Here is a 13894-nt window from a genome sequence, read left to right on the forward strand (position 1 = left end):
GAAAAAACTAACCTCCCCTCCGCAAAAGCCGATTTGAGCCCAAAAATATGCCCATTATTTTTTTCTACGGAGACGTTCCAGGATGGTTCCAATTTTTTCGGTGATTTCGTAAATTTCTTCCCTAGTATTACCCATTCCGACGCTAAATCGAATCGCAGAACGCAAAAAACTTTCCGGAAGATGCATCGCTTCCAGCACATGGGACGGCTCCAGAGACCCCGAGGTGCATGCGGAGCCGCTGGAGGCAGCGATGCCCTCCATATCCAAATTCATCAGCATCGTCTCCGAATCCACCTCTGGGAAGCTGATGTTGATGATATGCGGCAGCCGATTCGTCGGATGGCCGTTGACATGGAAAGCCTCCCGGGTGATCCGCTGTTCCAGTGCGGACAGCAGCTCCCGGATCAGCTGCTCATCGTGAGCGACGCGCGTCTCCCGCTCCGCCGCAGCCAATTCCACGGCCTTGGCAAAGCCGGCGATGCCGGCCATATTTTCCGTGCCAGCGCGGCGCTTGCGCTCCTGCAGCCCGCCGTGTTGAATCGGCTCCAGCACCAGATCCTTACGTACATACAAAGCCCCGACGCCTTGGGGACCGTTGATTTTATGCGAAGAGAAGCTCATCAAGTCGACCGGCAAATCCCGGCAAGAGATCGACAACGCGCCCAACGCCTGCACGGCATCCACATGAAAAACGATCCCCCGCTCCCTCGCGATCGCGCCGATTTCAGCAATCGGCTGAATCGTTCCCACCTCGTTATTGCCATACATCACGCTGATCAAGATCGTATCGGGCCGGATGGCCTCCCGCACTTGCTCCGGATGCACCTGTCCATAACGATCCACAGGCAAATAGGTCACCTCAAACCCGTCCTTCTCCAAGCGCTCGCAGGAGTGCAGCACCGCATGATGCTCGATGGAGGTCGTAATAATATGACGTCCCTCCGCTTTCCGGGCAAACGCCGTGCCAAACAACGCCAGGTTATCGCTCTCCGTCCCTCCGCCGGTAAACACCAGCTCATCCGGGCGGCAACCGATGCGTGCGGCAACCGTATCCCGCGCCCCGTTCACCAAACGTTTGGCCTCCCGACCGAAATAATGAACGCTGGAGGCGTTGCCAAATTGCTCCCGCATCACCTTCAGCATCGTTTCCGCTACCTCCGGATGGATCGGCGTGGAAGCGGCATGATCTATATAAATATGCTTCATGGCTCTCACCTTGTCCCAAAAACTTTTTGATAAAACGTAAATCACCGCCCCGGAATCGGGACGGCTACCGAATTGTTCGTTGATTGTATCTTATTTCATTGTGGATGGCAAGTCGGTTCGCAGACTAAATGTAGAACATGTAATTTTCTTTGGTTCCATGTTCCTCGTAGTTCACCAGATTCTCCAGCGTCGTCGAATCCAGCACTTCAGCGATGCTGTCGCGGATGCGCAGCCACAAATCCCGTTTGGCCGGATCGTCCTCCTCGGTAAAGTCCACCGGAGAAATCGGCCCTTCCAACACACGAATGATGTCTCCCGCCGTAATTTCACTAGCTTCTTTGGAAAGAATATAACCGCCATAAGCACCGCGCACGCTCTTCACCAGACCGGCATTGCGCAGCGGCGCGATTAATTGCTCCAGGTAATGCTCGGATAATTGGTTTTTCTCGGCGATGCTTTTCAGGGAAGTTGGCCCTTCGCCGTATTTAGCGGCCAGCTCCATCATAATCGTCAATCCGTAGCGTCCTTTTGTCGAAATCTTCAAAGAAGGCACCTCTTTCAATTTTCAAATAAACTTTATATAATTAATCCTTGATCCTTAAAAAACAGTATCAGGCCATTCGCCGCGTTCTTCCGCGACATACGCGCCCAAATCCGGGGATTCCTCCCTATTCCTATCTTTACCCTGTGCTTATCGTAACATATCATATGTGTTTTGGGAAATAAAGCGACAATTGTGGTAAAATAAACGACGAGCGATTCGCCGCTCAAAGGAGTGATAATGATGGCTAAGCCTAACAGCGAAACCCGCGTCGTCGTCGGCATGTCTGGCGGCGTCGATTCCTCGGTGACGGCACTCCTGCTGAAGCAGCAGGGCTACGACGTCATCGGTATATTTATGAAGAACTGGGACGATACCGACGAGTTCGGTTACTGCACAGCCGAAGCGGACGCTGAAGACGTTCGCCGCGTCTGCGAGCAGATCGATATCCCTTACTATACCGTGAACTTCGAGAAGCAATATTACGATAAAGTATTTGCCTATTTCCTCGAAGAATATAAGCGGGGCCGGACGCCTAACCCGGACGTCATGTGTAACCGGGAAATCAAGTTTGGCGAATTCTTGAACAAAGCGCTGGACCTCGGCGCGGATTACGTGGCGACCGGGCACTATGCACGGGTCGTGGAAGAGAACAAGACGTACAAGCTGCTGCGCGGCGTTGACAGCAATAAGGATCAAACGTATTTCCTCAATGCCCTGAATCAGGAGCAGTTGTCCAAAGCGATGTTCCCGATCGGCCACCTGCCGAAGCCGGAGGTAAGACGGATCGCCGAAGAAGCTGGCCTCTATACAGCGAAGAAGAAGGACAGCACCGGCGTCTGCTTTATCGGCGAACGGAATTTCAAGGAGTTTCTGAGCAATTACTTGCCGGCCCAATCCGGCGATATGATCGACATTGTCACCGGCGAGGTCAAGGGCCGCCACGACGGCCTGATGTATTATACGCTGGGACAACGCCAAGGGTTGGGCATCGGCGGCTCCGGCACCGGTGAACCTTGGTTCGTGGCCGACAAGGATCTGGAGCGCAACATTTTGTATGTTGTGCAAGGCGACAAGCACCCGAGCCTGTACTCGACATCGCTGATCGCTTCCGGCGTCAACTGGATCGCCGGCGCTGACAAGATGCCGGAGGGGCCGTACAAATGCACCGCGAAATTCCGGTACCGTCAGCCCGATCAAGGCGTGACGCTGACGAAGCAGCCGGACGGCACTGTGCATGTCGCATTTGATGAGCCGCAAAAAGCGATCACCCCAGGCCAAGCCGTCGTGTTCTACCAAGGCGAAGAATGCCTCGGTGGCGGCACGATCGAAGCCCCGGTGAAGCTGCGGACTGAGATTCCGGCAGTACAAGCTTAAGCAACAAAGCGGGAGCCCCGCGTCAGCGTATGATGTGGGGCTCCCGTTTTTTATGCAGGGCAGGGCTCTTGCAACTTCGCTTGCGAGAGTCTTGCCTTTTGCTTTTTCTCGAAAAATGAACTGTTGTCACCTTACCTCGCCTCGCACTTACCTTCTACCTGCCGCTTCTGCGCCGCAGTTCCTGGTTATGCTTGATCTTCGCTTCGTTCCCCTGTTCCGTGGCATGGTAGAACGTCCGGCCGGACAATCGCTTCGGCAGATACTCCTGTTGTACGTAATGCCCAGGGTAATCATGCGGATACTTGTAGCCTTCGTGCCCGAGCTTTGCCGCTCCCTTGTAATGAGTGTCGCGCAAATGAAGCGGCACTTCGGCGGATTTAACCTCTTCAATCGCTGCCATGGCGTTCCCGATCGCTTCTACGACCGCGTTGGATTTTGGACTTTCGACCGCAAACAGGATCGCCTGGACAATGTTCAGCCGCGCTTCTGGCCAGCCATTGTTACGGTAAGCCTCCAAGGCGCTGACCGCCTGCACCATCGCCTGCGGGTTGGCCAGGCCAATATCCTCGCTGCTGGCGGCGATCAGCCGGCGGATAAACGTCATCGGATCCATCCCCAGCTTCTCTACGGCGTACAGGAACCAAAACACCGCCGCATCGCTGGAGCCGCGAATCGATTTATGAAACGCCGACAGCACGTCGTATTGCGTGGACTCGTCCGCTTTGACGAGCGGCCGGCGGATCGATTCCTCCGCCACTTCGAGCGTGATGTGCACCGTCCCGTCCGGTTGCGGGGGCGTAGTCATCGCCGCCAGCTCCAGGGCATTCAGCGCGCGCCGAATGTCGCCGTTCGCCATCGCAGCGATGTGCAGCAGCGCCTCTTCGTCAACCTGTAGCGGCATAAAGCCAAGCCCCTTCTCTTGGTCGGCCAAAGCCCGCCGCATCGCGATCAGCGAGTGCTCCTTCGTCAGCGGCTCCAGCTGGAACAGCGTGGAACGGCTCATAAGAGCGCCGTTAACGTAGTGGAACGGATTTTCCGTCGTCGCACCGATGAAGATGACCGTACCTTTTTCCACCGCCGGCAGTAAAGCATCTTGTCTGGAGCTGTTAAATCGATGGACCTCGTCCAGGAACAGAATCGTTTTCGTGCCGTAAAAAGCTTTGTCGTTCTGCGCTTTTTCAATTACCTCGCGCACATCCTTCACCGACGCATCCACCGCGTTTAGCCGGACGAACTCCGCCTTCGTATGATGGGAGATAATGTGGGCGAGTGTCGTTTTGCCGCAGCCGGGAGGGCCGTACAGTAAAATCGAGGAGACCTGGTCCGCTTCAATCGCCCGCCGTAACAGCTTGCCCGGGCCGACGATATGCTCTTGTCCGATATATTCATCCAGCGAGGTCGGCCGCATCCGGTCGGCCAGCAACCGCCCCGCCGGGCTTTGCTCTTGATTGAAAGAAAACAAATCCACCTTCAAGTCACTTCCTTGATCGTTAGCATGATAAACAGGATACATGGAATGATACCAAATTTATTCTAGCATACCTTACGTAAAAAACACTTATAGTTGTTCTTTCGCTTTTCCTGCGGCAGAAAATATGAGTTAATATAGATGTCGGGCCGACGAATCACGGGAAAGGGGGCTGATCGAAGTGATTTCAGTGAGTGAGGTGGCTGTCGCGTAAGCGGCACCACAATAAAACGGGGGGCTGGGAACAGCCTCCCTTATTTATGTTTGACGATACCTGTGTTAAGATAGATCCAGTTAAAACCAAATTTTGTCTTTATTTAAAGTCAAAAGTCGTTTGCTCTACACCGAGAAGGTTGGATGAAGCGGCTACCAATACTAAATTGAAAGGGGGAAGCGAGCATGTTGACTTATATCGTAACAGCAATCAAGGACGGAGCACGAAATAAGGAGGTACATGATCGTGAATTACAAAAATGGAAAGGATGTTCTTCCCCCTAGGCTGCTGAAGGAGCTCCAAACTTATATTCAGGGCGAGCTGCTATACATTCCCAAGCCGGAACGGTCAAGGGCGTTATGGGGAGAACTGAGCGGTTCCCGCCTCACCATCGCCAAGCGAAACGAAGAGATTTTTCGCTTGTACCGCGCCGGGAGCAAGGTACGGGATTTAGCCGAAAGATTTCACCTCTCCGATGAAAGCATCCGCAAAATCTTAACCAAAATGCGCAGCCTAAGACAACCCGCAACCGTGTCCGAGTAACGGCAACCTGGGAACATCCCATTACAAAATCACATCCATTATCATAAACCATAAGCCAAGACCGGCCGGTCTTGGCTTAATTTATATCGAATCAGGTATAATGGAGTCAGATCCTACTTACAGCCTATTCCAAACTGAGGTGACCCCCTTGACTCAGCAGCAGCAACCTGAGCACGTCTCCACTTCCGCGAAAGCGATAAAAATATGCGCCTATTGCGGCGAAGCCAAACCGCTGGGCGAATTCCTGCGCCGCACCGGCAAGCGCTCCGGCAAAGGCTCGCGCCGGGGCGCTTGCCGCAGCTGCCGGGCGCTGCGCAAGCGGCAGCAGGCTGCCCAGGCTCAGGCCGCGTTGCCGCAGGCCGCGGCCCCTGAGCCCGCTGGCGCAGCGCTGGCAGCGCCAGCGAAAGCGCCCGCGCCGGCGGCGCCAAGCGGCGACGGCCGCGCGAGCGAAGCCGCGGCCGGGCCAAGCGCGCCGCCGGGCGCGGAGGCCGGCGCCGCAGGCACGGCCAAGGCGGCGCGCAAACGCAAGCGCAAGCGCCGCAGCAAACAGTCCGCGGCACAGATCGCGGCCTTTCAGGACGGCGCAAGCGCCGTTAATACGGCGGCGCCGGCTGCCGCCGCGGGGCGGCACGGCGGTGAAGCCGCGCCGCCCAAGCGGCGGATCAAGCGGGCGCTGCCCGCCCCGCCGCCGAAGGTCGAGGGTCCCGACGTCCGGACCCTGCGACCGAACCGCAACGGCATGATCCGCCTGCGCGGGCGTACCGACAAAGGTCGGCGCTGGCAACAGGAGATCGACTATGATCTGGCGGTCACACTCGTGCGCGAGCATATGGCCGTCGTCGTGAACCCCTTCACCATCCGGCGTTTGTACACGAACAAAGCGTTCCGCCATTATATTTTGACGCGGGATGATTACACCTGCTTCTTCTGCGGGGAGTACGGCGATACGATCGACCACCTGCTGCCAAGAGCCAAGGGCGGTCACACGACCCCGGTAAACTGCGTCTGCGCCTGCAATCTCTGCAACCAGAGCAAAGCCGATCGGTGGCTGGACGAGTTCATGCAGGACGACGTATGATCAAAGTACACGTTTTATGTTCCATAGGGAAGAAGCGATAAGCTTATAAACCACCACATGTATCCGCAATCCGTACATTGAAGAGACCACGTTATGTGATTCTATATGAAAAACCGAATACATTTGGGCGGCTTTGAGCGATTTTGGCTAAATGTATATGAAATTTCATATACATTCGCGCCTACTGAAGGTGTTTGCCCAGAATCTATGCGAAAAACCGAATACAATTCGGTTTTTTCGCTTTTTCCGGTAAATTATATATGAAAAATCGAACACATTTCCGGACGCGTGACTTTTGCGCTTCGCCGCCCAGGAAGGTTTCCGAGTAAAGCCTGCCTGGTGTGCATGTTGCGCCCTTCACCTGAACAAAAGGGATAATGCTGCAAAAGACCACCAAAGAGCTTGCTAATCCCACATCTCCACATCCAATCCGCATGCACTTTCTCGTCCGCCTTCACCTGAACAAAAGGGATAATACCGCAAAAGGGGCAAAGGGGACAGGACCTTCCCCTATAATCAGCCGCCAACTCACGCCCCGTACCCTTACGCCTCTAAGCTCGTCCTAACGGCATTGTCCGTCGAACCCTCGCCCGGGACGTAATCCGGCAGCTCCTTGCCGTGCAGCAGCCATAGCTCGTGCAGGGCGCGGGTGCAGCCGACGTACAGGAGCTTGGCGTCCTTGGGGCCGTAATGCTCCCGGTCAACATCAGTCACGATCACCGCATCAAACTCCAGGCCCTTTGACAGGTACACCGGCAGCACCGAGATCCCACCGGCGTATTGCGTCAGCTCCCCGGTAATCAGGTTGACTTCCAGCCCACCTTGGATTAACGCGGCATGCAGCTCCTCTGCCTCCCGCATCGTTCGGGTTAATACGGCTACCGTACGGAACGAGCCGCCCAGCACCTTGTCCAACGCCTTCCGAATTAACGGCAGCCACTGCTCACTATCCGCTTCTAACAGCCGCACTGGCTCCCCGCTGCGGAATACCGGGACCGCCAGCAATTCCGTATCTACACCCCGTTCCAGGATATCGTTGGCGAATTGGATGATCTCCATCGTTGACCGGTAGCTGCGCGTTAATGCGAAATAAGCGGTCTCCTCCGGCCGGAACAAAACTTGCATTTCTTCCCAACTACGTACCCCTTTGTAGTAATGGATCCCTTGGGACAAATCTCCGAGAATCGTAAAGGAGTGCCCTTTGACAAAACGGTCCAACACATATACCTGAAACGGCGTAAAGTCCTGAGCCTCGTCGATCACGACGTGGTCGAAGGTCAGATTGCCGTCGATTTCGTGGATCAAAGTATATAAATACAAAAGGGCGGCCAAATCCTCTTCCTTGACGACGTTTTTCTTTAAGCGCGCCTGCGTCTCCTTCCAGATGCCCGGCGGTATCCGGTCGGAGACATCGGCCATTCCTTCCGTGCCGCCGCTTCTCCGGATGCCAAACAGCTCCCTGTAGAGGCTGAGCGGCGTCAGCTCCGGCCATTTTTTCGCATAGCTTTTTTCCCGTTGCTGGGCTTTTTTCTTTAGGTCCTTCAGGGCCGCCGCCGACGGCGCCTTCTTCAGTTCCATCTCGATCCAGCGATGGATCCGCGCCAGCACCCGTTCCTTGCGCCGTGCCACTGGAAAATGGCGGTATTCGCCTTCGAACCAGGCCAAGATCTCCTTACGCGGCAGCCGAGCGCCTTCCCAAGGCTCGAAATCGCCCTCAGGAACACAGGCCGACTCAAGCGTACTTACCGACGCATCGATGATCTCCTTAAACGCCATCGAGCCCTTGAAGCGTCCCGGCAGCTCTGTATCCTGCCACGTTTCCGCCCCTGTCGCTCCGCCGTCAAACCAGCGGGACAACGCCTCCGATCCATCGCTTGGGACCTCGTCCAGTCCCAGCACCTTAGCCGCCCAATCACTGAACGTGCTTTGCTGGATATCCCCGACCCCAAGCTCGGGCAGCACTTCGGATATATAGTCGATAAACATATGGTTGGGTGCAAAAATAACTAAACGTTCCGCCTTAATCTGTTCCTTATATTGATACAGCAAAAAAGCCAGCCGATGCAGCGCCACGGTCGTTTTCCCGCTGCCGGCTACGCCTTGGATAATCAGCGCCGTATTTTTCGCCGCCCGGATAATTCGGTCCTGCTCGGCCTGAATGGTCGAGACGATGTCACGCAGGCGGTTGTCCTTGTTCTCACCAAGCCGGTACACGAGGAACTCATCTGATACGGCCGGACCGTCGCTGTCGCGGTTATACGTATCCACGACCCGGTCCAGGATGCCTTTGCGGATCACGATGTTGCGCTTCAAGTACACCAAGCCTTCGATCAAGCCTTCAGGCGCTTCATACGAAGCATCGTCCCCGCCGGTAAACGAGTAGAACAAACTAGCCACAGGCGCGCGCCAATCGATGACAATGGGGTCTTTGCCATCCGGATCGCCCACCCCGACCTTGCCAATATAAAGCGGCTTTCTTCTTCCCCTGCGCTCCTCAAAATCCAGCCGGCCAAAATACGGCTCTTGAATCGACTGCTCCAGCTGCTTCCGCTGGGTTTCCCGATTCTCCTCGAGGAGCTGCTCGGTAAAGTCATGTCCGGTGTACACCGGAATCGAACGCAGCCGTTGCAGCTGCCGATCGATCTCTTCCAAGGTGCGGTCCAGCCGCGCCTTCTCTTCTTGATAGGCACTTTGAAAATCATTCATTTCAGTTACCTCCTAAGGTTTTTGTGTACTCCAGACTCAAAAGGAGTTCCATTATACCACTACCTCAGGTCAAAAGGCGAATTTTCTCAAAAAAATAAGACGCTGGTAGACTTGTCTAACAAGCCTAATCCCAGCGTCTTATTTTTTCTATGCTTTATCCGACGGGCGCTTTAAGCCTGCCTTAAACTTCTCCACGGTTTGAGCAATCCGGCTCGCTCATGTGTCTGCACGTTTGGCATCCAAGATCCACTCGATATACGCCTTCTTATGCGAAGGGGCTAACCCGCTCAGCGCTGCCGCTAGATCTTCCGGCGTTTCCGGCGGCGGTGAGGGCTGCCGCTTCGCGTTTGTTCCGAGCTTAAGCCCAGCTGCTCCACCTACCCGGCCGGCGCATCCAGCACGAGCACGCGGTCGCTGTCCGCAGGTAACCGCAGCTTCTTGACGAGCTCCGGATTCATACGCTTACGCTTACGCCTCCGCGCTCCAGCAGCTCACGCACCGCTACGCTGACCATGATCAAGCCGACCACCGGCGGCACAAACGAGTTGCTGGCCGGCGGCTGCTTCGCCTTGCGGATTTTTGCGCCGGCTGGCGCGATTTTCTCCGTGACGTCCTTGCGCGGTCGTACCGGCGGTTCAGTCGAGAAAACGACCTTAACGCCCTTCTTGATCCCGTCCTCTCGCAGCTTCGTGCGAATCACACGAGCCATGGGGTCCATATGGGTTTTCGAAATATCCGCAACCTGGAATTTCGTCGGGTCCATTTTGTTGGCAGCCCCCATGCTCGACAAGATCGGGATGCCCCGCTGCAAGCATTGCTTGATCAGGTGAATTTTGTACGTAATCGTATCCGAAGCGTCCAGTACATAATCGATATCGTACTTAAACAGCTCTTCGTAAGTTTCTTCCGTGTAGAACATATTCAGCGCAATCGCTTCGCACTCCGGGTTAATGAGCTTGATCCGTTCGCGCATCAGATCGGCTTTCTTCTGTCCGATCGTCGTCGTCAGCGCATGAATTTGCCGGTTAATGTTGGTGATATCGACAACATCCTTGTCGATCATGATAATCCGGCCGATTCCGGTTCTGGCCAGCCCTTCGACGGCCATCGCTCCTACGCCGCCGACGCCAAGCACGGCAACCGTGCTTTTCTTGAGAATATCCAGACCCTCTGCCCCGATGGCGAGTTCTGTCCGCGAAAATTGATGAAGCATGGTCAGTGTACCTCCGTTAGGTTGACATCTTAACCGATTATTTCTTTACTTCCGCCAGCTTGGGAGCCAGCTTGATGTGCAGCTGATCCAGCTGCGATCCGTCGACTTCGGAAGGCGAGTTCATCAGCAAATCGGTTGCGCTCGCCGTTTTCGGGAAGGCAATCGTCTCACGCAAGTTGGAACGGCCGGCCAGCAGCATCACCAGACGGTCGAAACCGAAGGCGATCCCGCCGTGCGGCGGCGTACCGTATTCGAAAGCATCCATCAGGTAGCCGAATTTATCTTGAGCCTCTTCCGGCGACAAGCCGATCGCTTTGAACATCTTCTCTTGCACGTCGCGTTTGTAAATCCGCATCGAACCGCCGCCAACTTCATAGCCGTTCAGCACAAGATCGTAGGCTTGCGCGAGGATTTTCCCCGGATCGGTGTCGAACAGCGGCAGATCCTCGTCGCGCGGACGGGTGAACGGATGGTGCTCGGCGACGTAGCGTTTTTGCTCTTCATCCCAGCCAAGCAGCGGGAAGTCCACGACCCAAGCAAATTTATACACACTGTCGTCGATCAGACCAAGATCGCGGCCGATTTTCAGACGCAATGCGCCGAGGACGTCAGCAACAACCTTCTTGTTATCGGCGGAGAACAGCAGCAGGTCACCTTCTTCGGCGCCGGTGCGTTCCTTAATCGCTTCGATCTCCTGCTCCGTAAAGAACTTCACGATTGGACCGCGGAACTCGCCTTCCTTCACTTGAATCCAGGCCAGACCTTTCGCGCCATAACGGGCTGCATACGGTCCAAGATCGTCGATCTCCTTACGGCTCCAAGTCCCGCATCCTTTAGCGTTCAGCACTTTGACTTCCCCGCCCTTTTCGATGACCGAAGAAAATACTTTAACGCCGCTATTCGCCACAAGATCGCTGACGTTCACCAGCTCTAAACCGAAACGGAGGTCCGGTTTGTCCGAGCCGTACTTATCCATCGCGTCAGCATAGCTAATGCGTTGGAATGGCGTAGGAATATCAATGCCTTTCGTTTCTTTGAACAGGCGTACGATCAACTTCTCCATCATCTCGAGCAGCTCGTCGCGCGATAGGAACGAAGTCTCGATGTCGACCTGGGTAAACTCCGGCTGACGATCGGCACGCAGGTCCTCATCGCGAAAGCAGCGGGCGATTTGGTAGTAACGCTCGATGCCGCTGACCATCAGCAACTGCTTGTACAGCTGAGGCGATTGCGGCAGGGCAAAAAATTCTCCCGGATGCACGCGGCTTGGCACAAGGTAATCGCGTGCCCCTTCCGGCGAGCTCTTGGTCAAGATCGGAGTTTCCACCTCAATGAAGCCTTCTCCGTCAAGGAAATCGCGGAATACCTTCGCCGCCTTGGAGCGCAGCCACAACGTTTGCTGCATTTCCGGACGGCGCAGGTCGAGGTAACGATATTTCAGACGCAGCGATTCATCCACTTCGATGCCGTCTTCAATGAAAAACGGCGGCGTTTTAGCTGCGTTCAACACTTCGATTTCGGTAATTTGCACTTCGATATCGCCGGTTGGCAGGTTCGGGTTGACCGTTTCAGGATCACGGGCTACCACTTTCCCGGTAACGGCCAGCACGTATTCGCTGCGCACGCGGTCGGCAATTTTCAGCGCTTCGCCGGAATAAGCCGGGTTAAAGACGATTTGCACAATGCCGCTGCGGTCGCGCAGATCGATGAACAGGACACCCCCCAAGTCCCGGCGGGTTTGCACCCAGCCGTTTAATGTAACGGTTTCCCCGATGTTCGCGGTGCTCAGCGCGCCGCAATGATGCGTTCGTTTCATCGTAACTCCCCTTTTCTTCGCGTTTTGTTTTTGTAGTTGTTTAGGTTACTGCAACTCATTCACCAATTCGCTTAACTTCACGGTACGCTGCTCGCCGCTGTCCATCGACTTCAGCGCGATTTCCCCGCGCTGCAGCTCATCGTCGCCGAGAATTGCGGTATAGCGCGCCTGCATCCGGTCAGCGGATTTCATTTGCGCCTTCATCTTCCGGCCCAGATAATCGCGTTCCGCAGAGAATCCCGCTTGCCGCAGCTTAAACAGCTGGGTCGTAATCTCCCTCTCCGCAGCTTCGCCTAAGGCAATCAGATACACATCCAGCGGCTTGACGGCGCCGAGCTCGATCTCTTGCTTTTCCAAAATCAGCGCGATCCGTTCGAGTCCCATCCCGAACCCGATGCCCGGTTGATCGGGACCGCCCACTTCCGCCACCAGCCCGTTATAACGGCCGCCGCCGCCAATCGTATCGATGGCGCCGATCCCTTGGGCTTTGTATTCAAAAGCGGTGTGCGTGTAGTAGTCCAACCCGCGAACAAGGCGTGGATTGATTTCATAGTCGATCTCCATCGCGCTCAGCAGCTCCTGAACCTTCGCAAAATGCGTGGTGCACTCCTCATCCAAACTATCCAGAATCGACGGCGCCCCGTCGAATTTATCCTGGTCCGTCTTACAGTCCAGCACACGCAGCGGATTGCGTTCAATCCGAGCTTGGCAGTCTTTGCACAAGCTGTCCTTCATCGGCAGCAGGAACTCCAGCAGCTTCTCGCGGTAAGCCGCCCGACTGGATGGATTGCCAACGGAGTTGATCTCCACCTTCACCCCTTGAAGACCCAGCTCACGGCAAAACTGATAACCCAGCGCCACAACCTCGGCGTCGATCGCCGGATCCGTCGCACCAAACGCCTCCACTCCAAACTGGTGGAATTGGCGTTGACGCCCTGCCTGCGGGCGCTCGTAACGGAACATCGGCCCGATATAATACAGCTTGCTGACGTCCGGTTCGCCGTACAGCTTGTTCTCCACATAGGAGCGGACAACGCCGGCCGTCCCTTCTGGACGCAGCGTCATGCTGCGATCCCCTTTATCCAGAAACGTGTACATTTCCTTCTCGACGATATCCGTCGTCTCCCCTACGCCGCGTTCAAACAGCGAGGTCTGTTCAAAGATCGGGGTCCGAATTTCCCGGTAATTAAAACGCCGGCACAAGTCCCTGGCCTTCTCCTCAATAAACTGCCATTTCTCGACGGTTCCTGGCAAGATATCCTGCGTGCCCGTCGGTTTCTGAAAAGCCATATTGTTCATCCTCCATCTCAGACTCGTAAGCCAATATAAAAAATCTCCCGTTCCTGTTTGATCCAAACAGGGACGAGAGATCGTTTCGCAATCACCCGTGGTGCCACCCACATTCCGAATGTCGACTCTCAAAAGCTGCTCCGCTTCGCACATGCGCATCAGCTTCCAAGCATCAAATTCGCTTCAAACGGTTATCGCCCGCCTACGCCGCACGTCTACTCTCGAAGTCCAAGCCATAAGCCACCTTAGATTTCGCCGCCGGTTCTCGGGGAAGTCTTTCGTTTAATCATCATCAGAATCCTTCCAGCCTGCTTCACCGCCCGCATAACGAATACGATTGATCCGTCTGCCGCGCCGAAGTCGGGGATTCCTCTCTGTGGGTGTGGGGTTAAACTACTTTGTCCCGTCATCGAATACCTATTCGTTTCAATTTACGCCATAG

At 55.3% G+C, this 13894-nt stretch carries 10 protein-coding genes; 3 read left to right on the plus strand and 7 right to left on the minus strand.

The genetic code is table 11. The features are described from left to right. Positions 1-54: 54 nt before the first annotated feature. Together NSQ80_RS15755 and NSQ80_RS15760 are read right to left on the minus strand one after the other, a co-directional pair. Positions 55-1206, minus strand: coding sequence for a cysteine desulfurase family protein (locus NSQ80_RS15755; RefSeq protein ID WP_009224392.1), 1152 nt, complete (start codon positions 1204-1206; stop codon positions 55-57). A gap of 124 nt (positions 1207-1330) precedes the next feature. Further along, entirely contained in the window at positions 1331-1750 is a 420-nt protein-coding gene (locus NSQ80_RS15760; RefSeq protein WP_036644716.1) for an Rrf2 family transcriptional regulator, read from the minus strand. Between the two features lie 240 nt (positions 1751-1990). Between NSQ80_RS15760 and mnmA the strand changes: the two genes are divergently transcribed. Beyond that, positions 1991-3124, plus strand: a complete 1134-nt coding sequence (mnmA, locus tag NSQ80_RS15765; RefSeq protein WP_036644718.1) for a tRNA 2-thiouridine(34) synthase MnmA — start codon at positions 1991-1993, stop codon at positions 3122-3124. 154 nt (positions 3125-3278) lie between these two features. On the opposite strand, the gene NSQ80_RS15770 is transcribed toward mnmA, so the two are convergent. Beyond that, positions 3279-4592 (minus strand): replication-associated recombination protein A, encoded by a 1314-nt coding sequence (locus NSQ80_RS15770; protein WP_339299846.1) that lies wholly within the window; start codon positions 4590-4592, stop codon positions 3279-3281. 460 nt (positions 4593-5052) lie between these two features. Here NSQ80_RS15770 and NSQ80_RS15775 point away from each other — a divergent pair, with 460 nt between their 5' ends. Beyond that, entirely contained in the window at positions 5053-5349 is a 297-nt protein-coding gene (locus tag NSQ80_RS15775; RefSeq protein ID WP_036644822.1) for a CD3324 family protein, read from the plus strand. Positions 5350-5497: 148 nt separating this feature from the next. Then, a complete protein-coding gene (locus tag NSQ80_RS15780; RefSeq protein ID WP_323077354.1) occupies positions 5498-6427 on the plus strand; it encodes an HNH endonuclease signature motif containing protein in 930 nt (309 codons plus the stop codon). A gap of 543 nt (positions 6428-6970) precedes the next feature. Here the strand turns inward: NSQ80_RS15780 and NSQ80_RS15785 are convergent. From NSQ80_RS15785 to hisS, 4 genes are all read right to left on the minus strand, one after another. Next, positions 6971-9133, minus strand: a complete 2163-nt coding sequence (locus tag NSQ80_RS15785; protein WP_009224398.1) for an ATP-binding domain-containing protein — start codon at positions 9131-9133, stop codon at positions 6971-6973. A gap of 454 nt (positions 9134-9587) precedes the next feature. Continuing rightward, positions 9588-10346, minus strand: coding sequence for a tRNA threonylcarbamoyladenosine dehydratase (locus NSQ80_RS15790; RefSeq protein WP_260070218.1), 759 nt, complete (start codon positions 10344-10346; stop codon positions 9588-9590). 37 nt (positions 10347-10383) lie between these two features. Next, positions 10384-12162 carry an aspartate--tRNA ligase gene (aspS, locus tag NSQ80_RS15795; RefSeq protein ID WP_260070217.1) on the minus strand — a complete coding sequence of 593 codons (1779 nt, stop codon included), beginning with the start codon at positions 12160-12162 and terminating at the stop codon, positions 10384-10386. 45 nt (positions 12163-12207) lie between these two features. Further along, entirely contained in the window at positions 12208-13452 is a 1245-nt protein-coding gene (gene hisS, locus NSQ80_RS15800; protein WP_339299849.1) for a histidine--tRNA ligase, read from the minus strand. Between the last annotated feature and the right edge of the window lie 442 nt (positions 13453-13894).

It is taken from the genome of Paenibacillus sp. FSL K6-2441 (assembly GCF_037964765.1).
GTDB classification, from domain to species: Bacteria; Bacillota; Bacilli; order Paenibacillales; family Paenibacillaceae; genus Fontibacillus; species Fontibacillus phoenicis.